The organism is Spiroplasma endosymbiont of Seladonia tumulorum (assembly GCF_964020235.1).
Lineage (GTDB): Bacteria > Bacillota_I > Bacilli_A > Mycoplasmatales > Mycoplasmataceae > Spiroplasma.
Genome location: NZ_OZ026545.1, coordinates 141,823 through 163,568 on the forward strand (window position 1 = coordinate 141,823; position 21,746 = coordinate 163,568).

The following is a 21,746-nucleotide window of genomic DNA, read 5'->3' on the forward strand; positions in this document are numbered from 1 at the left end:
TTTTATACTTTTTAATTATAACTTAAAAAAATTAAAACTTAAATATTATAATTACAGTTTCTGGTACTAACTGATGTTAAAATTTCTTTTTTAATTCATATTTTAATTAATTAAAGTCATTTACCTTAAAAATATTACTAATATTTTTAAAATCATCTACAATCTTCACTTTATCATAATTATTTTATATTAACAATATTTTCAAACTAATTTCCTTTTTATATCTTTATTATAAAAAAGCAATAGAGATTGACTTTTTGAAAATATTTTCAATGAAAGCAAAATGTGTAACTAAAAGGTGATTTTAATTACACATTTTAAATATAAACTAATGAAAACTATAAAATATATGTTTCTCTGTTTGCTTAAAATTAAGTTATTTATTAATATTAATTTTAAGCACCCCCATTATAACAAAAAAACTGGTTTGGTGAAAAAAAGTAAAAGAGCAAAAATATTATTGTGTTCCAGCAACAGTTAAATCTATTATTAGTTACATAAATAATAATGATTTATTATCGCAAGATGAATTAGCTAATGAAATGAAAACAAATGATGAAACTTTGATGGTGAATGCTATTCCAATATTAAATAAACATATTAATTTGCAACTACATCCAAATTTTTTAGAATATCAAAATTATGTCTTAGAACAAAATTTTGGTAAAAAGATGAACAAAAACTATGATTACAAAATTTAGTTAAACTTAGTCTTAAAAATGATATGCCAGTAATACTTGGCATTAAAGACAGTCCGCCTTGATGACCAAATAGTCAAGTAAAACATGTTGTTATTATAATAGCAATATTGATTGATTATAATCCGGATGAAACCATTTACTATGTTAGTGATGCTTTTGATCGCACTACTAATAAAACTTTTACAGGCCATAATTTAATAAATATGTTTACAATAGCATCTGCTAATCTTGGTGCCATTGCAACGCTTCTATAATTTAATAAGTTTTATGTTAAATTTTTTACGATAATATTAAAACTAGGAAATGGGTCGCATGGAAAAAAAGAAGGGTTTTAACAAATACATAGAAATTGAATAAAAATAATAAACCATTTACTAAAATGGTTTTTTTATTTGTAAAACAAAAATTATTAATTGATTCAGAGAAAGGACAGCATCCTAAATTCTTAAAATAGAAACTTTTTATTACAACTTTTTGATACCCTCTTTAAGTTGTTTACATATTTATTAAATATCTTAGAAATCTTTATAAAGTGTACCTGTTTTTTCTCCAATTTTTAGGTGTTGTCATTTCTCTGTTTCAGTTAATTAATTTGCTAATAAAAAAACTTAATAAAGGAAGGAGTAGGTAATGAAAATTAATAAGCAACAAACAATATGTGATGTTGATAATTGCTATAAAGCAATATCATTCATTACCGAAGAATTTTTATCAAATAAAGTTTTATGAACTTGTGAAAAACATAAAGATTTATTGAATAAAGTAAAAGATAAAACACAAAAGCGGTTTTATAAACGCTTAGAAAATTCAAAAATTATCTTTGATTATGAAACTGGTTTATTAAAACTTAAATTTTATAAAACAACTTAATGCAGAGCGGAACGGTTATTTTAAATAACTAAGTGTTTTTATTCCACCGCCGGCCGAGGCAAGTACTGAAATAGTGTATGAGGAAAAATGTAAATCGGCGCTGGTTCATTAGAACTAAGCGATAGTCGTGATAAGTCCAAGGTTAATATCAAACGACAATAAAAATAGAGATAGTGACTTTACAATTAAATTTGCGAAAAGTGTGGTTGGTTGGAGTTTTATAGCATTTGGTCCTTTAAAATGCGAGTGAATTTTTAATTTAAAAACTGAACGTCAAATCCCAGAGCAAAAGCACAAATGGGCACGGATAAAGGAAGACATATATATCTGGCGTCAATATTAAAAAACAACTGTGGATTATTAAACATTCAAACAATTAACATATCGCCACCGCTCACCCCAGTGAGGCGGATGGCGTAGTAAATAAATAGATAAATACTTATATAACTAATTCTCGCTTGGCACTTTCACTTGGGAGTGAGTGCCAGCGAGTTAAAACTAGGAGGAAAAAATAAATGACAGAATATAAAAGTAAATATATTAATAAAACTTGAAATGAAATAACAACATCATTTTATTGAGTTAATTGTCAACCTATTAATTGTCGTATTTCACATCATAAAAAACATTATGATTTGCAATGTTTAGAATGAGCCAAAATGTACTTAAATTTATTTAAAGATAAATGAGATGTTATTGCTTCTTATATACAATATTACAAAATTAACGATATTTTAGATTTAGCTTCTGATGGTTGAAAAATATTGCAATTTGAGAAAAAAATCAAAGGAATAATTTAGGAGGTATATATGAAAAAGTTAAATAAAAAACCTTGAAAGTTTTTAAGTAAAAAGCAATTACAAAAGAAAAAAATTGAGCGTGCTAATGAAAGAGCAAGAATAGAAAATAGTAAGAAATTAAATAAATATGAAAAAGTTAAATAAAACTTGTCTTAAACAAAGATATTGAGGTTATTGTTTTCATAAAGAATGCAATCAAGAAAATAAATTAAGTGAATTAATGCTTAAAAGTTATTCAGTATCATTTGAAGATATTACAGATGAACATTGAGCATTAAATACTAAAAAGAATTAGGAGGAATTAAATTATGAATAAAAGATACTTATTGGTAATGAAAAGTAAATATAGTGATTTTAAAACGAGCTGTTTTTATACATTAGAAGAAGCAAAAACTACTGCTAATGTTGAAAATCAACAAGAATGATTAACAACTATTATTGATTTAGAAAATGAAAATATTAAATGACAAGGATGTGAATAATATGTGAAAAGATGAAAATGGCAAAGTTTATACCGAAGAAGATTTATTTAATGAAGCATTAGAAGAATGTCATTCAGAAGAAAGTGCTTATGAATATATTGATAGTTTAATTGAAGAAAAGAATTTGGAGGAAATTTAATAATGAATAAATTTATTGGAATTGGTATAACAACAAAAGATATTGAAATTAAGAAAACAAGTAATAGAAAAGAATATACTATTTTTAATTTAGCAATTACTCGCCCATATTCAAAACAAAAAGAAACTGATTTTATTCCTTGTCAAGTTTGAAATAAACAAGCAATTACTTTACAAAAATATTGTCAAAAAGGTAGTCAAATAGCAATTACTGGTGTTTTAAAATCTTTTAAAAATAAAGATAATAAAACTGAATGAATAGTTCAAGTATCTAATTATGAATTTTTACATACAAATAATGATTTAAAAAAATCTGATAAACCACAAGAAAAAATAGAATTTAATTCATCTGAGACAAAAGAATTATTTAATAATGATAATCAAAATATTGGTAATGATGAAACAATTTTATGAGATTAGATTTAAAACCTTTATATATTTTTAATGATGAATTACATAAGTATAGTATTTTAATACCTAGTGTAAGTAAAATTGTTAATATTTTAGTGCCAAAAGATTTTTCACAAATTGATGAGAATATTTTAAAATTAGCACAAAATCGTGGAATATGTTTACATAATATGATTGATGTTTGAATAAAAAATAATTTTGATGATGAATTAATTAAATTTATTGATTGTGAAATAAAATCACATCGTGAATTATTTAAAAATTTTACAAAACTATATCAAGAAACTTTTAAAGATATTAAATTTAAATATTATGAAACTGAAAAAACACTTTATAGTCCTTTAATGTGTGGGACAACTGATTTTATTGGAATAACAACTGATAATGAATATATAATATGTGATTGAAAAATTACTAGTTCTAATGAGAAAACAGATATTGAACGCTATATTTGGCAATTAAAACTTTATTATTTATTAGAAAAAGACTTTTGTATAGATAATAAAAAAATATTAATGATAATTATAAATCCAAAATTAAAAATAGTAATTAAAGAAAAAGTTGATATTACTAAACAAAATTTAGAACAAATTAAAGAAGCAATTTTAATATGACAAGAAAGAGAGGAATGAGAAAATGCCACAAGAAACTAAAAAAAACATTAATAGCAAGTATTAATGAAATACAACACGATTTATCATTATATTTAGAAAAAAACCAAACAATGCAAATGAAAGGTAGAACAATTTATAACTATTTTGGTGAAGCACAAGTATTAGAATTAGTTAAAAAAGAATTTAAAAAGCATCATATTACATATATTTGGAGTTATGTGAAAGATACTTTAAAAGTAATTAATGATATACCATATTTTGAAATGGAATTAACTTTATGTAAAGAAACAGAAGAAATTAAAACTTATTGACCTTTTACAGGGAAAAATACTGACCCCGCTAAAAGTATTGGGTCAGCATTAACTTATGGAGTTAAATATGTTTTAAGCAAACTATTAGGTTTACCAACCGAAGAATTAGACCCCGATAATAGTGAAGTAAGTAAAATTAATTCTAAACAAGAAAAAGAACAAACAGAAATTATTAACAATTCAAATCCAAATTGAATGAGTGAACAGCATTTCAATAATATTAAAAATTTTATTACAAATACAAAAATAGAACAAGATATTATTTCAAAAGGTAAAAATTGATTAAAAGAAGAATTAAATGTTGAAAAATTATCACCAGTAGAGTGCACCCCAAAAAGTAAGTAAAATAAAAAAAGATTTTGCTAAATTTTTATAGGGGGTGCATTTTTATATGGCAAAAAAAGGACAAAAATATAACAAATATACATCAGAATTTAGAACAAAAATCATTGAGGAAATTAAACAAAAAAGTTGTTAAATAGTAGCAAAACAATATAATATAAATGCAAATACAGTAGAATCTTGATGAGCAAATCATAAAAAAGGAAAATTAAACAATCCTAAAGGACCTAAAATTTCTTTTGGCAAAAGAAATTTAGAATATTATAAAACAAGGTATGAATTATTAAAAAAGCTCCATGACTTTTACAATTAAGCAAACTAAGAATTGTCTCTTTTATTAAACAAAATTTTTGTGAATATTCAATAAAATTATTACTAGAAGTAACAGGGTTAAAACGTAGTTATTGAGATAAATATAAAAATTATGACAGTAGCAAAAAAAGATAAAAAAGCAATAAATGATATTGTAAAAGTCTATGAAGAAAATTTAAAACAATTTGGTTATCGAAGAATTACTAAATATTTAAAGGAAGATTATGGTATAAAATATAATTCAAAAAAAGTTTTAAGAATTATGCGTGATAATCAAATACAACCTGAATATGTAAGAAAAATGAGAAGAAAAATGAAATATAAACAGAATAAAGAAAAAAGCTTATTGCAATATCCTGATTTAATTAATCGTAAATTCAATGATATAAAAACAAGGTTTTCAGTACTATATACTGATGTAACATATTTAATTTGAAAAGGAGAAAGATATTATCAATCAACAATTATTGATGGATATACTAAAGAAATAGTTGATGTAAAGTGATCTAAATATAATGACAATAAATTAGTAATGGATAATTTAAATGATGCAATTAATAAAATAAAATTAATAAAAAAAGATCTGAATGGAATAATAATTCACTCAGATCACGGATATCAATATACATCCACTATTTATCACGATAAATGTTTATCTAACGGTATTACAATTTCAATGGGAAAAAATTACCACTGTGCAGATAATATTGTTATAGAAAGTTTTCATTCATTACTTAAGAAAGCTACAATCCATAATAAAATATATAATTCACATGAAGAATATATACAAGATGTTATAAAATGAAATACATGATATTCAAATCGTAAAGAAAAAGATATAATTAAAAAAATAGTAAATACTTTTTTATTAGTACTTACTAAAATGGGTGCACTCTACAGTTCTCTCTTTTTTATTGTATAATTCATCTAAGTAATTTATTAAATTAAATAAATTACTTATCCTTCTTGTAAAATATTTGTAGTAATCTTTTCTATGAATAATTATTTATCAAAATATCAACAAAAGTGTTTATTATTGGCACTTTTTTATTTTTATTAACTAATTTAGTCTTGATTATATATATAATGCAAGTAAATCTTGATAAAAAGTTTCAAGATATGAAAAGGAGAAATACAAGTATGAAAAAAATAGTAAGTTTATTAAGTTTGTTAACAATTAGTGGGGGTGCACCTTTGATTGAAAGTTCTTGTTCTTGTACTAATAAAAATAATGAAAAAAAATAAAAAAAGATGATGAAAATGATATTAATAAATTAAATTGAGGAAATTTAGGTATAGAAAAAATAAATAGAGTAAGAAGAAATGCAATAATAAATAATAAATATCAACATGTATTTAAAACTAATGGGTCTAACAAACCAACAGAACAACAAATTAAAGAAAAAGTAAAGGAATTAAATCCCCAAGTAAATATTAATAACATTAATGTTACAAATATTACTGAAAATAGTGGAGTAATCACTATAACTGGTTATAGTAGTAAAAAAACAATTAATTTTACAGTTGATAAATCTGTACCAATAAACAATGTTATTACAAATACTAATTTAGGAGAAATAGATGTATCAAAATTAAATAATAGTTTGAAAGAACAAATTAATCTTAGATTATTAGAATTAAATCCACAGTTAGATATTAATAAAATTAATGTCATAGATATTACAACATATACCGCTAAAGTTAATTCAAATGATACAAGTATTTATACTGGTGAAATAAATATTACTTATAGTAGGTCAATAAAATCAATTTTTAAAAATTTTGAATTAGGCTCAATTAGAGTTAATGATTTAAATTTACCAACAGAACAACAAATTAAAGATAAAATAAAAGAATTAAATCCTGATTTAAAAAATAGTATAAATGATTTTGAAGTTAAAGATATAACTTCAAGAAATGCAAAAATATCTTTTATAAGAAAAGATATTTTAAGCGGTGAAGTAGTTTTTAATTTTATATCTAATATTAATTTAAATAAAATTATTACAAATAGTAATCTAGGTGAATTTATAACTGAAAATTTATCTAATCCAACAGAACAACAAATCAAAAAAAAAAAAAAACAATTAAATCCACAGTTAGATATCACAAAAATCAAAGTTGAAAGTATTAGTAATTACAGAGCACGTATTAATTCTTCTGATACAAATACTTATACAGGATATATATTTGTTGATTATATTGTTTCAGTAGAATCACTTAATTGATAATAATAAAAAAGAAATATTAAATGAAAAAGATTTTAAGTATTATTGGTGCAATTAGTTTAATAGGAACACCAACTTTTAATTTAATTAGTTGTAATCCCAATATAGAACAATGTCATAAAGAAACTATTGGTGATTTTGAAAGAATATGTTACAGAGAAGAAAAATTTAATGTAGCTGATAATAAGTGATATATTATTATTGCTAAATTAAATTTAGAAGATAATTGAGAAATATTTAAATTTCAAAATAAAGAAATTAAGACAAATTATATTTTTGGAACATCGAATTCAAAAATAAGTATAGTATGTTGATTAACAAATAATGTAAATGATATTAAAAGAAAATACTATACAATAGGACTTATTAATTCTAATGGAGATTGAAATAATGTTTCATCGTGAGAAAGAGGAGTTAGCAACTTTAAAGGAATTTATCAATATTTAGGTAATGATGAACCCAATTTACCTAAAATTGATAAAGAGGGTAATTTAAAAGTTAAAGAATAATAAATAATAAAAAGAGAATTATATAGAGTGCACCCAAAAAAGTAAGTAAAATAAAAAAAGATTTTGCTAAATTTTTATAGGGGGTGCATTTTTATATGGCAAAAAAAGGACAAAAATATAACAAATATACATCAGAATTTAGAACAAAAATCATTGAGGAAATTAAACAAAAAAGTTGTTGAATAGTAGCAAAACAATATAATATAAATGCAAATACAGTAGAATCTTGATGAGCAAATCATAAAAAAGGAAAATTAAACAATCCTAAAGGACCTAAAATTTCTTTTGCCAAAAGAAATTTAGAATATTATAAAACAAGGTATGAATTATTAAAAAAGCTCCATGACTTTTACAATTAAGCAAACTAAGAATTGTCTCTTTTATTAAACAAAATTTTTGTGAATATTCAATAAAATTATTACTAGAAGTAACAGGGTTAAAACGTAGTTATTGAGATAAATATAAAAATTATGACAGTAGCAAAAAAGATAAAAAAGCAATAAATGATATTGTAAAAGTCTATGAAGAAAATTTAAAACAATTTGGTTATCGAAGAATTACTAAATATTTAAAGGAAGATTATGGTATAAAATATAATTCAAAAAAAGTTTTAAGAATTATGCGTGATAATCAAATACAATCTGAATATGTAAGAAAAATGAGAAGAAAAATGAAATATAAACAGAATAAAGAAAAAAGCTTATTGCAATATCCTGATTTAATTAATCGTAAATTCAATGATATAAAAACAAGGTTTTCAGTACTATATACTGATGTAATATATTTAATTTGAAAAGGAGAAAGATATTATCAATCAACAATTATTGATGGATATACTAAAGAAATAGTTGATGTAAAGTGATCTAAATATAATGACAATAAATTAGTAATGGATAATTTAAATGATGCAATTAATAAAATAAAATTAATAAAAAAGATCTGAATGGAATAATAATTCACTCAGATCACGGATATCAATATACATCCATTATTTATCACGATAAATGTTTATCTAACGGTATTACAATTTCAATGGGAAAAAATTACCACTGTGCAGATAATATTGTTATAGAAAGTTTTCATTCATTACTTAAGAAAGCTACAATCCATAATAAAATATATAATTCACATGAAGAATATATACAAGATGTTATAAAATGAAATACATGATATTCAAATCGTAAAGAAAAAGATATAATTAAAAAAAAGTAAATACTTTTTATTAGTACTTACTAAAATGGGTGCACTCTAACAAATCTCTTTTTTCTATTCTCCATTAACTTTTACATTACCATCTTTATCAATAATTAAATCAGGTTCTTGTATAATTAAATTTCAACAATAAACTGATTTAAAATAATTATTTTTATCTAAAAGTCATTGAGCAACATAATATTTGTTTTTTTTAATTACTAAATCATTAGGAGATTTTGTTAATTTTATTAAAAATAAAACCCCATCAATATTAACATCATTATTATAGTCTAATTCTATATTATTTTTATATTTACTAATTCTTCACTTATCATTTTTATTACTACGCCATACTACATAATATCATTTATTATCAACAATATTAAATGGTTTTTCTTGTGGTGCTATTCATTCTAAATTATCTCTGATTTCTTGGTTTTTAGTATCTATTTTTTTCTTTTCTTTAAGTTCTTTTAATTTTTCTGGTGAATATTTTTGTAGTGTATTACAAGCAACTAAACTTGTTGTACTTGTTCCAATTAAAGTGATTGTTACTAAAATGCTTAGTATTTTTTTCATATTTATTTTTAACTAATTTATTTAACTAATTTATTTGTTAATAATTTTTTATTTTCTACTATAACTTTATTATAATCATTATATTTAACAATAGAAGTCTTAAGAGTTAACTTCACATTTCTAAGTTGCCCTAAAACAGCATGATCATGTCTTGAACCGGGTGTTCATCATACATTACCGCTTAGTTCAAATTTCATTTTAAAAATATTTTCATTTCATTCTAATGATACATTATGTCAAAGTTGTCCTTTTCTTAAATTACTTTTATCATTATAAGTTTCCATATTATTGAAACCATTTTTTAAATCATTTCCATTTATAGTAACTATTTTATTTAATGGGAAACCAATGTTTTTTCCACCAGAATAAGATCACCCTTCATTATCTGTTCATCAATTTGACCCATAATCATATTCTAAAATAATTGACGAATAATACTTCAAAAATTCTTCTTTTGATGAAGCATATTTTGTAATATCAACCGAAACGAAATTATCTTCTATAACACTTTTGGTAACGCCATTCTCGCAATTTATATAAACTTCTTCATTAACTGGTCCTATGTTGGGTCGAGAAGGGTCATTGCTTCTATCTTGAATGTATCTTAAAGCTTTATTTGTTAAACTTGTATCTAATTTAACATCTTTAAAATTTTTGTTATTTGTTAAAGTAACATCAAAGACCATAGCACCTTTATAGTTTTTATTATCAACGCTTGCAATTAAAGTTGCATTTTTATATTCTTCAGATTTACCTGGTTCGGGATTTTTCAAATTTACACTTTTAAAGTTTCATCATTCATTATTTTCTAAAAAAGAATAATAAATATCAACAAAAACATCTTGCTCTGAATTATTAGTCATTAATCCCAATAAGATTTCTTGAGCAATTTCTTTTTCTGTATTTAAATTTTCTGTATAAACAATAAAAGGAATTGATTTTAATCTAGTTATATTAATTTTTTCTGTTTCATTATCATTTGGTACTGTTATTATATATGGTTTATTTGCAACTATTGTTGGTATAGCAGTTCCGCTAATTGTTAATACACTTAATAAACTAAGTAATTTTTTCATACTTGTTTTTCTCCTTTTCTTAGTCTTGAAACCTTACTCAAGATCTACCTGCATTATATATATACAAGCAAAATTAGCGCTTATTTTAATAAATTTATCTTTTAAAATACTCTTATTACGCGTTTTAAGGGCTAAATTAGCAGTAAAATATATTAAGTTATATTTTCTTCTTCTCTATATTAATAGTTGTATTATTAAAATAATAGTGTAAAATAATGTTAACGGTTTATCCTTTTAACAAAAAAGTAATTTACGGTTTATGCTTTCCGCCTTAAAAAAGAGAGGTTTATAAAATGGCACTTACAAAAGAACAATTAATCGAACAAGGTTTAAGTGAAGAAATTGCAGATAATATTTTAAATGAATTTCATAATGAAACAAAACAAATTATTGAAGGTATACAAAAACGAAAAGATACTATTTCAAAAGAAGATTATTTAAAAGTTGCTAATGAATTAGATGAATTAAAAGCATTTAAAGATGTTCCATCTACTAAAATTAAAGATATTAAAACTAATTTAGAAAAAGTTAGTGGTAGTTCTTTATCTGAAAAAATGCAAACTTTAAAAGAATTAAAACCTGATTTGTTTGTACAAGAACAACCTTCAGTTTCACCTGGTAATTTAATTAAAGAAATGATTGAGAAATCTACTGAAAATAAAAATAATGAAATTGAAACTATTAAAGAAAAAGGAGCATATACTCCTGATGAAATTAAAAAAATAACTGATTATACACTTAAAAACCTTAGATAATAAGGGAGTGAAATATTATGGCAACAATTAATTTGCCACAAGTACCTTTTATATTACAGGGTAATACAACAGGACAAAAAGCCTATGTTGATATAGTTAATGCTTTATTGCGTGGACCTTTATATAATGAATATGCAAGTATTATGCAGTATGCAACAGCAACCGCAGAACAAGTTGCTTGATTACCAAATGCAGGACAAGCACTATATAATTTAACTCATCGTGTGGTATGACAAGATGATTATTCATTACCAAATGGTGGGACAACTCAAACAATGGGATTAACAAGAATTCCAGTTCCTATTGATAAAAGATTTAATTTAAAATTAATGAATGAAGCTTTTGACTTAGCATTAATAGAACAAAATATTAAAAATGGCGTTATTGCTGATGCTATTTCTAGTGTTGTACAGAATAAATTTGTTAATTTAGAATGTGAATTAATTCAGGCTATTTATGATTATTGTTTAGCAGATGGTCAATATGAAGTAATTCCATTTCGTAGTTATACAGCTGAAAATGCTGATGATGCAAATAAAGCATTCTTTACATTAAATGAAACTTTGATTGAATTAACAAATCAAATTAGTAATTTATATTTTGGTTTACCAACAGATAAAATGTTTATGGTTTTAGGACGAAGAGCATATTTAGGATTAACACCTGCTTATTTAAAAGTAATTGGTTCACAAGCTCAATTAAAAGCAATGGTTAATGGTGAATTATATGAAAATACTGCAATGGGTATTCCTGTGTCTAAAAGTTTTCATTTAGAAAAAACATATACAAAAGGACAAGTTAATCGTGATAAAGGTTATAATTTTACTAATGTAAATGGTTTAATTATTAATAAACAAGTATGAGCATATCCAATTAATATGGATACTATTCAACAAGTTTTAAATAATGATACTGCTAATCCTAAATGAATTGGTAAAGTACAATATGCAACACCAACAATTTTATATCCAAAAACATGTAAAATTATTTTGGAAAAACAACCAAGCCAAGATGAAATTACTGCCGCTAAAAGTAATCTAAATAAAACTTTTAGAGTTCCAGTTGATTATCTAATTTCAGCATCAAAACCAGAATCAAAACCAAATAATCAAGGTTAATATAAAATGAATTTACTAATATTACGCGTTTTAACTTTATTAGTATCTAATTTAGAAAATAAACCTTTAATAAGTAAATTTGTAAATTTAATTAATAGAGTTAATCAAGTTAAAAATAAAATATTAAAGCCAATTAATTATATTAGTGATAAATATAATAAAATTACAAATAAAGTTGAAGATATTTATCAATGATTAAATCCTTCTACTTATGTAGATTTAATTAAAAAAGGTCATAAAAAAGAAATTCAACAAATATTAAGTCAATTAGAAAAAGATAATAATATTAAAAATAGAGAACAATTTAAAAATGAAAATTATTTAAATACTAATTGACAATTTTTAAATAGTAGTTGACTTGATAGTGGTATGTTTAATATTACAAATAAGTTAACTTTAACAGGTAATTTAACTATTTTAATATATACAAAAACAGCAAAACATCCGAAATTTTATGGTCTATATGTTTATCCTAGTGTTCCAGTTGAAATTTGAAAATTATTAAGTAATGCTGTATCTAATGCAGGAACTTTATTTTGGCGTTATTGATTAAGAAAATGATTACCTAGTCATTTAAGAGATTATATTAAAAAACGATTGCCACAAGCATTAAAAGAAAAATATCCCAAAGGAACTACTAAATTAACATTACCAACAGTTCAAAAATTACAACAAATTAAAAAGTTTATTAATAATTTAAAAATTGGACATTTTAATTTTAATTTTGCTGGTGAAATTAATAATAAAAAATGGTATCGTGAACGCCGAAGTGATGTTAAAAATATTAAGAATTTATATAAAACACCAGTTAAAAATATGTTTTACAAAACTAATCAAACTATTAAAACAATTAAGAAAACAAAAACAAGAGTTAATAGTTATAAGCCAAGTAATTTAAAAAATAAATATCGTAATCAATTAAGAGGTGTTTTATATGGAAAATAATTTAAGTAATTTGTTATTTATAACAGTTGAAGATGTTAAAAAAAAGTAAACTTTGACAGCCTATTAATGATAGAAAACAATCTGCTTATAATGATAATTTAATTTATAATGCTATTTTAAAAACTAGTTTATGAATGGATAGATTATCAGGTGGGACAATTTCCAATAAAATTAATAAAAAAGATTTATTTCCATGAGTAAAAAAGATAATACTGGTTTAATTGAATATGATAAATGATTAAGTTATATTCAATCTGCTTGTTTATTAGCAGTTATAAATTGATATTTACCAAAAGGAGTTAATGATTTAACTGGTAGTGCTTCATTTTCACAAGGTGGTGTTGCTTATTTACAAACTAATGATCCTGAGGCAAATGAAAATATTACTCGTGATGTTAAAAATGCTTTAAAATTAGCCGGTGAAATAATTGATATTATATCTAGTAAAACAGTATCTAGACCTTATAATTATAGTTTAGATAATTATGCTCATCCATGAGAAGAAAAATATAAACATATTAGTAAAAAAACTTTTTATCCAACATTATTATTTTGATTAAAAGATAGAATTGTTAAAGATAATAGTATTAATATTAGTTATCCTACAAAAAATGATTTTAGTAAAATTGATTATAATGAATATATTAAATTAGTCGTTCCGTTTGATAATGATACTATTTATGAAGAAAATGGTGTTTGAAAAGCAAAACAAAGTAATGAAATTCCATCGGATGTTATTAAAGATAGTTATTTAAATAAAAATTATATTGAAAAAGTTGATGATAAATATATTGTAAAAACATCACAAGATATTAATACTAAACAAGATAAATTAGTAAGCGGTACAAATATTAAAACTATTAATGGTTCTTCATTATTAGGCAGTGGTGATATATCTATTAGTGGTGGCAATGATTGAGAATTAATTAATTATCCAGAAGCAAACGAAAAATTAACATTTAAAATTCCAGATTATGATTTAACAAAATATTACTATAAAATATCAATTTCAATAACAGATTATGCATCTGCTAATAAATTTGTAACACATTATTTTGAAACAATATCACAAAAATCAATTTTTTCATTTTTAGCAGCTAATTCTTATGAAAGCATAACAATTAAGCAAGATGGATCAATTAAAAATGAAACAAATAATATTGTTATTAAAGATTTAACAATTAAAAGAAAATTAATAAATAATAGCGAATTAATGTCAAATGAACCACATTCTATTTATAATCGTGATATGGATATTGATTTACCCAAGTATCAAGAAGAAACATCGGACTCTTATGATATAGTGATAAGAAAAATAAATAGTGCAACAACTATTAATGAATTAAATTTATTTGAAAAGCATCCAATATGAAGAATTATTTCAAATAATAGAAATGATATTAAAGAATTATTCAATAAAAAATGATTAGAATTAAATAAAAATGAATAAAAAATTAAATGAGGTAAATAATTATGAAACAAGATAAAACAACTTGATTAAAGGGTGCCTTACCTTGAAATTGATTTAAAAAAGACCCTATTCCGACTTATAATTGAACTCATAAAGATATTAGAGAATGAGAAAGAAAATATAAAATTCGTAGTTGAGTAGTTAGTTTTTATACATTGATATTTTTAGCATTAAATTGTTGATTAGAGTATGGGATGATTAATGGCATTAAAGACCAAATTAATTGGTATAATTATGGACAATATTGAGGTAATGGAATTGCTATTTTGATAACACCTTTATTTACACACGGAATTCAAGGTATATTTGTTGCTAGTAGTAAACCAAAAGTAGATATGAAAATTGATATACCAAGATTAAAAATATCTAAAATGGGATTAGTATTTACAATATTACCTTTAATTACTTTAATAATTTCTTTAATTATTATTTGAATTGATAAATCAAAATGAAAAAAAGACCATTTAAGACATTGTTTTGACTGCCGTATTAATCCGCGTGTCGTTCAACCACGAATAGCTAAACAATGAAATAATTTAGATGGCATAACAGAAGAAAAATTAAAAAATATACAAAATGAAAATATTAAAAAACAAAAACAAGAAGAAAATAAACAAGAATTAAATATAAACAAATAATTAAATTTTATTAAAATAGACTATATTTATAGGGGTGGTTGATATTTTTGGGTGGTTATATAGTTTAATTTATAAATTATTTTGTTCTGAAAGGATGGATGGCCACTGTTTGAGTAAGGGTGAGAAAGGAAGAAAAAAATGTTAAATGATACATTAATGATTGCTTTACTTGTATTAGCGGGTGCTGGTGGAATGGGTAGTCTTGGTATTCTTGGATTATCTGCTAAGAAAATTAAAAAATATAAAGCAGAAATTAGAGAATTAAGAACAGCTGTTATTGCACACGAAAAACATTTACGAGGACCTGAATATGCAACAGAATTAGCACTTAAAACAGGTCAAATTAAAAATGTTAAAAAACAAGTTAAAGTAAACAACAAAAAACAAGAACAAAAAGATGCTATTAGACAACTAACAAATAGTATTTAAAAAAATAACCTTAATTGGTTATTTTTTATTTTTCTTTATTGTGTTTTATATAAAAATTAATAAGATATTCGATTCGTTGTGAATAAGTATCAAAATTTAATTTATTTCAAACTTTTTCTTCATTTTCATTTAAGTAAACATTTATATTACGAATTTTACAAGAATAATATTTTCTTGTTTTTTGATTGTATGATTGTTTCATAATATATTACCTCTCATAATGAGCAATAATAATTGCATCGCGTAAATGATTACTTATTTTATCATTATTATAAAATCAACCCTTACCATATTGATAAGTTAAATTAGTATCTTTATCAAATTTTCATAAATAACTATCATTATATTTACTTAAATTTTCCATATTTTTAACCACTGATTTAGTATAACGGGGTGATATTCAATTAACATTATTTAATTCGTGTGTATCATATTTAATTACTCCAATTATTTTTAATAAATCATCACGGTCTTTTGAACCATTAGCATTTGTATATAAGCAATTTTCAATGTTTACAAGACAAACACTATTGCAGTGTTTAAATAATATATCTTTAATAAAATCAACTTGTTTTATTCATAAATAATTAGTAAATTCTAATTTTTCCTTTAATTTATTATCTTCATAAACAACAATAGCGGTAGTACCAGTTCCTGATGGGTCAATACCTATTTTTATCATTATCTTAAAAATCTTTCTTTAAATTGATAATAAAAATCTTCGCTTTGTTTTCTAATCAGAACTGGTGATAATTTTTCAACATTTAATTCTTCTTTTAATCAATTTTTACCTTTTGAAATAATATCTTGTTTTATTTTTGTATTTGTAATAAAATTTTTAATATTATTGAAATGCTGTTCACTCATTCAATTTGAATTTGAGTTGTTAATAATTTCTGTTTGTTCTTTTTCTTGTTTAGAATTAATTTTACTTATTTCACTATTATCGGGGTCTAATTCTTCGGTTGGTAAACCTGATAGTTTGCTTAAAACATATTTAACTCCATAAGTTAATGCTGACCCAATACTTTTAGCGGGGTCAGTATTTTTTCCTGTAAAAGGTCAATAAGTTTTAATTTCTTCTGTTTCTTTACATAAAGTTAATTCCATTTCAAAATATGGTATATCATTAATTACTTTTAAAGTATCTTTCACATAACTCCAAATATATGTAATATGATGCTTTTTAAATTCTTTTTTAACTAATTCTAATACTTGTGCTTCACCAAAATAGTTATAAATTGTTCTACCATTCATTTGCATTGTTTGGTTTTTTTCTAAATATAATGATAAATCGTGTTGTATTTCACCAATACTTGCTATTAATGTTTTTTTAGTTTCTTGTGACATTTTCTCATTCCTCTCTTTCTTGTCATATTAAAATTGCTTCTTTAATTTGTTCTAAATTTTGTTTAGTAATATCAACTTTTTCTTTAATTACTATTTTTAATTTTGGATTTATAATTATCATTAATATTTTTTTATTATTTATACAAAAGTCTTTTTCTAATAAATAATAAAGTTTTAATTGCCAAATATAGCGTTCAATATCTGTTTTCTTATTAGAACTAGTAATTTTTCAATCACATATTATATATTCATTATCAGTTGTTATTCCAATAAAATCAGTTGTCCCACACATTAAAGGACTATAAAGTGTTTTTTCAGTTTCATAATATTTAAATTTAATATCTTTAAAAGTTTCTTGATATAGTTTTGTAAAATTTTTAAATAATTCACGATGTGATTTTATTTCACAATCAATAAATTTAATTAATTCATCATCAAAATTATTTTTTATTCAAACATCAATCATATTATGTAAACATATTCCACGATTTTGTGCTAATTTTAAAATATTCTCATCAATTTGTGAAAAATCTTTTGGCACTAAAATATTAACAATTTTACTTACACTAGGTATTAAAATACTATACTTATGTAATTCATCATTAAAAATATATAAAGGTTTTAAATCTAATCTCATAAAATTGTTTCATCATTACCAATATTTTGATTATCATTATTAAATAATTCTTTTGTCTCAGATGAATTAAATTCTATTTTTTCTTGTGGTTTATCAGATTTTTTTAAATCATTATTTGTATGTAAAAATTCATAATTAGATACTTGAACTATTCATTCAGTTTTATTATCTTTATTTTTAAAAGATTTTAAAACACCAGTAATTGCTATTTGACTACCTTTTTGACAATATTTTTGTAAAGTAATTGCTTGTTTATTTCAAACTTGACAAGGAATAAAATCAGTTTCTTTTTGTTTTGAATATGGGCGAGTAATTGCTAAATTAAAAATAGTATATTCTTTTCCATTACTTGTTTTCTTAATTTCAATATCTTTTGTTGTTATACCAATTCCAATAAATTTATTCATTATTAAATTTCCTCCAAATTCTTTTTTTTCAATTAAACTATCAATATAGTAATAAGCACTTTCTTCTGAATGACATTTTTCTAATGCTTCATTAAATAAATCTTCTTCGGTATAAACTTTGCCATTTTCATCTTTTCACATATTATTCACATCCTTGTCATTTAATATTTTCATTTTCTAAATCAATAATAGTTGTTAATCATTCTTGTTGATTTTCAACATTAGCAGTAGTTTTTCCTCCTAATTCTTTTTAGTATTTAATGCTCAATGTTCATCTGTAATATCTTCAAATGATACTGAATAACTTTTAAGCATTAATTCACTTAATTTATTTTCTTGATTGCATTCTTTATGAAAACAATAACCTCAATATCTTTTTTTAATACAAGTTTGTGAAATGAAAATAAAAAGGGGAAAGAAAAAAAAAAAAAAAACATAGTATATTTTCAACTGTTCATACTGGTTTTGATAAAACAAAATCAACTAAAAAAAGACCTGTAATTGCAAATAAATTAGGAGTTATAGAACTAGATAATATTCCAGAATATATTAAAAAAAATAGTAAATTAATTAATTTTGTTAGTAAATTACTTACATTAATTACCAGTTATTATGATATTAATGACAATATTGAATTTATGGTATTAGGAGATGGTGCACCTTGAATTAAAAATATGGCAAAATTTATTCAAGAATATTTTCCTAAAAATAAAGTACATTACACGATAGATAAATTTCACCTTACAAGTAGATTTAAAAAATTATATCCTTATCAAAGTAAAAACAAAGAAAACAGAGAAACATACCATAAAGCAGTCGATTATTTTTTTAATGGTAAATATGAAGAATTATTAGAACGCTTAGAAAACAGTGCTTCTTTTATAAAAGAATCAAAAATGAAATTCTTAAAAGAGACAATTAAATTAATTAAAAATAATGAAGAAGGTGTCAGAAATCAAACATTATGAAATAATATTGGTTGTCATATTGAGGGTGATATATCACATTACTGTAAAGGTGTTTTGGTTAAAAAAGCAACTTATCATGAAAAAACTCTTAAAAATAAATTAAATACTAGCATGATGAATTTAAAAAATAAAATTAATTTATTTAATACTAATGAACCATTAGAAGAAAATAGAATTAATTATTCAGTTAATAATTTTGTAAATATAAGTAAGTGGTATTTTTATTCCACAATTTCTAAGATATTAATTAAAACCCTTAAATATTACATACAGCCGTAAAATATGATAATTATTGTTCTTTTAAAAATGTTTTAATTTTTTCTTGTAAAGTTGTTCGCCGTTTTTGTGGTAAATTATTAACACTATATAAAAATGCTGATGGTTCACCAATTAAATATAATTTAGTTTTAGCACGAGTAATTGCTGTATAAATTAGATTTCGTTTTAACATCATTCAAAAACTTTTTGTTATTACAAAAATAATATTATCATATTCACTGCCCTGTAATTTATGAACACTACAAGCATAAGCCAAAGTAATATCATAATAAAGTTCTTTACTATATGCAATTACATTATCGTATTTTACTAAGATCACATCATTTAAATTTTTATCTTTTTTAATATCAACAATAATGCCAACATCGCCATTATAAATTTCTAATTCAGGTCGATTTTTCAGTTGCATAACTTTATCATTAACTCGGAAAAAACGATGCCCAATCTTAATTTCTTTTTGACCACTTGCATGATTCATTCGATTTTGCAAATAAGTATTTAATGCATTAATTCCAACTGGACCATTATACATTGGGGCAATTACTTGAATAGCATTATAATCTGCTCCATATTCATCACTAAGTTTTTGATATAAATTACCAACAATTGTTAATAATGTTTGTGAATCAGTTTCATTAATAAAAGTAAAATCTTTTTTGTCAAATAAATTATTACTTTCAAAATGTTCTTGTTCAATTGCATAAGATAGTTCTAAAATGTCATTTCCAGCTTCTTGACGATAAACTTCTTCTAATTTAATAACATTAAAAACATCACTTTGAATAATATCTCGTAACAAATCACCACAAGCAACTGACGGTAATTGATTTGGGTCACCAATTAAAATTAATTTACGCAAATTAACACTAGCTTTTGCAATTTGTGATAATAACAAACTATCAACCATACTAACTTCATCTAAAATTAAAATATCATTTTCCAAAGGATTATTTTCATTATAAAAAAATTGATTAGTCAAAGCATCATATTTTAATAATTTATGAATTGTTAAAGCTTTTTGCCCAGTTTTTTCTCGTAATCGTTTGGCTGCTTTTCCAGTTGGTGCTGCTAATACAATTTTTGATTGTTGGTAAACTTTTTTTAAAAGACTAACAATACCATCAACAACTGTTGTTTTACCCGTACCAGGTCCTCCAATAATAATTAAAAAATTAGAATGCACAGCAGCCTTTATTGCTTTTGTTTGATTAATATTATAAGTAATTTGTTTTTTATTTGTTAACTTTTCTAACTCTTCTGTTAATTTTTGATCATCATATTGATCAATCGTATTCAAATCAACTAACATTGCAGCAATATTAATTTCACTATGATATATTTCTGCAACATAAATTTTATCATCCTTAAAAATTAATAATTTAATTTCTTTACTATATTTTAATCCGGCTAACAACTGTTCTTTTGTTAAAAAAGGAAAATTCTTTTGTAAGATTTTTGTTAATTCATTTAACGTTAAATAAGTATCACCATTATTATTACAAAATTCTTTTGCTAAATATCATGCATAATAACCAATTCGAATGTTAGTAAAAGGTTCTTGTTCAAATGCTAAATAAATCTTATCAATTGTTTTAAAAGCAATATTATCTTTTAATAATAATGAATAAGGATCTTTTTTTAATAAAGCATAAATCTGATCAACATTATATTTTGTTTTTAATAAAGATAAAACTTGTAAAGATAATCCTTTTTGATTAAATTGATGATTTAATTCATCATCACGGCTCATTGACTTAAATACCTTTGCAATAATATTAGCTTGCTTAACACTAATACCCGGAATTTCATGTAAGACTGATAAATTTTCTTTAATCTTGGTAATCACATCGGTTTGATAATAATCAATAATTATTTGTGCTGCTTTTTCACCAATTGTGGGAAATAAACTACTAGTTAAATATTTTAAAACCTCATCATTACTCCGTGGGGAAAGTTTATGAATTTCCTTAACTTCAAAATTTTCACCATAGCGTTCATTATAGACAAAGTCCCCTTGTAATTCATATAATTGTTCTGGCTGTAAAGTTGATAAAAATCCTTTAATAAAAATAAAATGTGTTTTATCATTTTCTAATTGAAATTTGCAAATCCGATAACCATTATTGGACTCAAAAACAATTAATTTTAAATAACCCCGTATTTTTTCAGCCATTTTAGTAAT

33 protein-coding genes are annotated in these 21,746 nt (G+C 23.1%); 25 read left to right on the forward strand and 8 right to left on the reverse strand.

The genetic code is table 4. The features are described 5' to 3' along the window. The first annotated feature begins 542 nt into the window (after positions 1 to 542). The 17 genes from AACL22_RS00990 to AACL22_RS01070 all read left to right on the forward strand — a co-directional run bounded on the left by AACL22_RS00990 (position 543) and on the right by AACL22_RS01070 (position 8,930). Positions 543 to 701 (forward strand): hypothetical protein, encoded by a 159-nt coding sequence (locus AACL22_RS00990; protein ID WP_338988929.1) that lies wholly within the window; start codon positions 543 to 545, stop codon positions 699 to 701. Positions 702 to 724: 23 nt separating this feature from the next. Then, a complete protein-coding gene (locus AACL22_RS00995; RefSeq protein ID WP_338988930.1) occupies positions 725 to 955 on the forward strand; it encodes a hypothetical protein in 231 nt (76 codons plus the stop codon). Between the two features lie 376 nt (positions 956 to 1,331). Continuing rightward, on the forward strand, positions 1,332 to 1,571 hold the full coding sequence (locus AACL22_RS01000) for a hypothetical protein (RefSeq protein WP_338988931.1): 240 nt from the start codon (positions 1,332 to 1,334) through the stop codon (positions 1,569 to 1,571). A gap of 515 nt (positions 1,572 to 2,086) precedes the next feature. Further along, positions 2,087 to 2,371, forward strand: a complete 285-nt coding sequence (locus AACL22_RS01005) for a hypothetical protein (protein WP_338988932.1) — start codon at positions 2,087 to 2,089, stop codon at positions 2,369 to 2,371. A gap of 9 nt (positions 2,372 to 2,380) precedes the next feature. Beyond that, complete coding sequence (locus tag AACL22_RS01010) at positions 2,381 to 2,515, forward strand: hypothetical protein (RefSeq protein WP_338988933.1); 135 nt, start codon at positions 2,381 to 2,383, stop codon at positions 2,513 to 2,515. Further along, positions 2,499 to 2,666 (forward strand): hypothetical protein, encoded by a 168-nt coding sequence (locus tag AACL22_RS01015; RefSeq protein ID WP_338988934.1) that lies wholly within the window; start codon positions 2,499 to 2,501, stop codon positions 2,664 to 2,666. The genes AACL22_RS01010 and AACL22_RS01015 overlap by 17 nt, the downstream gene beginning before the upstream one ends. 13 nt (positions 2,667 to 2,679) lie before the next feature. After that, a complete protein-coding gene (locus tag AACL22_RS01020) occupies positions 2,680 to 2,853 on the forward strand; it encodes a hypothetical protein (RefSeq protein ID WP_338988935.1) in 174 nt (57 codons plus the stop codon). A gap of 1 nt (position 2,854) precedes the next feature. After that, a complete protein-coding gene (locus AACL22_RS01025; protein WP_338988936.1) occupies positions 2,855 to 2,992 on the forward strand; it encodes a hypothetical protein in 138 nt (45 codons plus the stop codon). Positions 2,993 to 2,994: 2 nt separating this feature from the next. Next, the gene (locus AACL22_RS01030; RefSeq protein ID WP_338988937.1) at positions 2,995 to 3,411 is read left to right on the forward strand and encodes a single-stranded DNA-binding protein; all 417 of its coding nucleotides are present in this window, start codon (positions 2,995 to 2,997) and stop codon (positions 3,409 to 3,411) included. Continuing rightward, positions 3,402 to 4,055 carry a hypothetical protein gene (locus AACL22_RS01035; RefSeq protein WP_338988938.1) on the forward strand — a complete coding sequence of 218 codons (654 nt, stop codon included), beginning with the start codon at positions 3,402 to 3,404 and terminating at the stop codon, positions 4,053 to 4,055. The genes AACL22_RS01030 and AACL22_RS01035 overlap by 10 nt, the downstream gene beginning before the upstream one ends. Then, a complete protein-coding gene (locus AACL22_RS01040; RefSeq protein WP_338988939.1) occupies positions 4,013 to 4,672 on the forward strand; it encodes an ERF family protein in 660 nt (219 codons plus the stop codon). The genes AACL22_RS01035 and AACL22_RS01040 overlap by 43 nt, the downstream gene beginning before the upstream one ends. 421 nt (positions 4,673 to 5,093) lie before the next feature. After that, positions 5,094 to 5,903: an IS3 family transposase gene (locus AACL22_RS01045; RefSeq protein WP_338988940.1), complete on the forward strand. Its 810-nt coding sequence runs from the start codon at positions 5,094 to 5,096 to the stop codon at positions 5,901 to 5,903. A 682-nt stretch (positions 5,904 to 6,585) separates the two neighbouring features. Further along, the gene (locus AACL22_RS01050) at positions 6,586 to 7,212 is read left to right on the forward strand and encodes a hypothetical protein (protein WP_338988941.1); all 627 of its coding nucleotides are present in this window, start codon (positions 6,586 to 6,588) and stop codon (positions 7,210 to 7,212) included. Between the two features lie 20 nt (positions 7,213 to 7,232). Further along, complete coding sequence (locus AACL22_RS01055; RefSeq protein WP_338988942.1) at positions 7,233 to 7,718, forward strand: lipoprotein; 486 nt, start codon at positions 7,233 to 7,235, stop codon at positions 7,716 to 7,718. 95 nt (positions 7,719 to 7,813) lie between these two features. Further along, entirely contained in the window at positions 7,814 to 8,077 is a 264-nt protein-coding gene (locus tag AACL22_RS01060; RefSeq protein ID WP_338988774.1) for a hypothetical protein, read from the forward strand. A 140-nt stretch (positions 8,078 to 8,217) separates the two neighbouring features. Continuing rightward, entirely contained in the window at positions 8,218 to 8,670 is a 453-nt protein-coding gene (locus tag AACL22_RS01065) for an IS3 family transposase (RefSeq protein ID WP_338992946.1), read from the forward strand. A gap of 80 nt (positions 8,671 to 8,750) precedes the next feature. Continuing rightward, positions 8,751 to 8,930, forward strand: a complete 180-nt coding sequence (locus AACL22_RS01070; RefSeq protein ID WP_338988734.1) for a hypothetical protein — start codon at positions 8,751 to 8,753, stop codon at positions 8,928 to 8,930. A gap of 54 nt (positions 8,931 to 8,984) precedes the next feature. On the opposite strand, the gene AACL22_RS01075 is transcribed toward AACL22_RS01070, so the two are convergent. Both AACL22_RS01075 and AACL22_RS01080 read right to left on the reverse strand, forming a co-directional pair. Continuing rightward, positions 8,985 to 9,491 (reverse strand): lipoprotein, encoded by a 507-nt coding sequence (locus AACL22_RS01075; RefSeq protein WP_338988944.1) that lies wholly within the window; start codon positions 9,489 to 9,491, stop codon positions 8,985 to 8,987. 17 nt (positions 9,492 to 9,508) lie between these two features. After that, a complete protein-coding gene (locus AACL22_RS01080) occupies positions 9,509 to 10,567 on the reverse strand; it encodes a hypothetical protein (RefSeq protein ID WP_338988945.1) in 1,059 nt (352 codons plus the stop codon). A 293-nt stretch (positions 10,568 to 10,860) separates the two neighbouring features. Here AACL22_RS01080 and AACL22_RS01085 point away from each other — a divergent pair, with 293 nt between their 5' ends. The 7 genes from AACL22_RS01085 to AACL22_RS01115 all read left to right on the forward strand — a co-directional run bounded on the left by AACL22_RS01085 (position 10,861) and on the right by AACL22_RS01115 (position 15,923). Beyond that, positions 10,861 to 11,322, forward strand: a complete 462-nt coding sequence (locus AACL22_RS01085) for a hypothetical protein (RefSeq protein ID WP_338988947.1) — start codon at positions 10,861 to 10,863, stop codon at positions 11,320 to 11,322. A gap of 17 nt (positions 11,323 to 11,339) precedes the next feature. Next, positions 11,340 to 12,440, forward strand: a complete 1,101-nt coding sequence (locus tag AACL22_RS01090) for a hypothetical protein (protein WP_338988948.1) — start codon at positions 11,340 to 11,342, stop codon at positions 12,438 to 12,440. A 6-nt stretch (positions 12,441 to 12,446) separates the two neighbouring features. Further along, positions 12,447 to 13,385 (forward strand): hypothetical protein, encoded by a 939-nt coding sequence (locus AACL22_RS01095; RefSeq protein WP_338988949.1) that lies wholly within the window; start codon positions 12,447 to 12,449, stop codon positions 13,383 to 13,385. A 32-nt stretch (positions 13,386 to 13,417) separates the two neighbouring features. Next, positions 13,418 to 13,606 carry a hypothetical protein gene (locus tag AACL22_RS01100; RefSeq protein WP_338988951.1) on the forward strand — a complete coding sequence of 63 codons (189 nt, stop codon included), beginning with the start codon at positions 13,418 to 13,420 and terminating at the stop codon, positions 13,604 to 13,606. Further along, the gene (locus AACL22_RS01105; protein WP_338988952.1) at positions 13,579 to 14,835 is read left to right on the forward strand and encodes a hypothetical protein; all 1,257 of its coding nucleotides are present in this window, start codon (positions 13,579 to 13,581) and stop codon (positions 14,833 to 14,835) included. Before AACL22_RS01100 ends, AACL22_RS01105 begins: the two co-directional genes overlap by 28 nt. 23 nt (positions 14,836 to 14,858) lie before the next feature. Then, positions 14,859 to 15,494 (forward strand): hypothetical protein, encoded by a 636-nt coding sequence (locus AACL22_RS01110; RefSeq protein WP_338988713.1) that lies wholly within the window; start codon positions 14,859 to 14,861, stop codon positions 15,492 to 15,494. Between the two features lie 138 nt (positions 15,495 to 15,632). Beyond that, positions 15,633 to 15,923, forward strand: a complete 291-nt coding sequence (locus tag AACL22_RS01115; protein ID WP_338988712.1) for a hypothetical protein — start codon at positions 15,633 to 15,635, stop codon at positions 15,921 to 15,923. A 25-nt stretch (positions 15,924 to 15,948) separates the two neighbouring features. Here AACL22_RS01115 and AACL22_RS01120 read toward each other — a convergent pair whose 3' ends face one another. Genes AACL22_RS01120 through AACL22_RS01140 form a run of 5 tightly spaced genes read right to left on the reverse strand, consistent with a single transcriptional unit; the run spans position 15,949 to position 18,458 of the window. Then, a complete protein-coding gene (locus tag AACL22_RS01120) occupies positions 15,949 to 16,125 on the reverse strand; it encodes a hypothetical protein (RefSeq protein WP_338988954.1) in 177 nt (58 codons plus the stop codon). 6 nt (positions 16,126 to 16,131) lie between these two features. Next, positions 16,132 to 16,605, reverse strand: a complete 474-nt coding sequence (locus AACL22_RS01125; protein ID WP_338988706.1) for a hypothetical protein — start codon at positions 16,603 to 16,605, stop codon at positions 16,132 to 16,134. Continuing rightward, positions 16,605 to 17,273, reverse strand: a complete 669-nt coding sequence (locus AACL22_RS01130) for an ERF family protein (protein ID WP_338988957.1) — start codon at positions 17,271 to 17,273, stop codon at positions 16,605 to 16,607. The genes AACL22_RS01125 and AACL22_RS01130 overlap by 1 nt, the downstream gene beginning before the upstream one ends. Next, positions 17,257 to 17,910, reverse strand: a complete 654-nt coding sequence (locus tag AACL22_RS01135) for a hypothetical protein (protein WP_338988960.1) — start codon at positions 17,908 to 17,910, stop codon at positions 17,257 to 17,259. Before AACL22_RS01135 ends, AACL22_RS01130 begins: the two co-directional genes overlap by 17 nt. Further along, positions 17,901 to 18,458 carry a single-stranded DNA-binding protein gene (locus AACL22_RS01140; RefSeq protein WP_338988963.1) on the reverse strand — a complete coding sequence of 186 codons (558 nt, stop codon included), beginning with the start codon at positions 18,456 to 18,458 and terminating at the stop codon, positions 17,901 to 17,903. Before AACL22_RS01140 ends, AACL22_RS01135 begins: the two co-directional genes overlap by 10 nt. 533 nt (positions 18,459 to 18,991) lie before the next feature. Between AACL22_RS01140 and AACL22_RS01145 the strand changes: the two genes are divergently transcribed. Continuing rightward, the gene (locus tag AACL22_RS01145) at positions 18,992 to 19,564 is read left to right on the forward strand and encodes a hypothetical protein (RefSeq protein WP_338988964.1); all 573 of its coding nucleotides are present in this window, start codon (positions 18,992 to 18,994) and stop codon (positions 19,562 to 19,564) included. Positions 19,565 to 19,574: 10 nt separating this feature from the next. On the opposite strand, the gene AACL22_RS01150 is transcribed toward AACL22_RS01145, so the two are convergent. After that, a complete protein-coding gene (locus AACL22_RS01150; protein WP_338988966.1) occupies positions 19,575 to 21,737 on the reverse strand; it encodes an ATP-dependent RecD-like DNA helicase in 2,163 nt (720 codons plus the stop codon). Between the last annotated feature and the right edge of the window lie 9 nt (positions 21,738 to 21,746).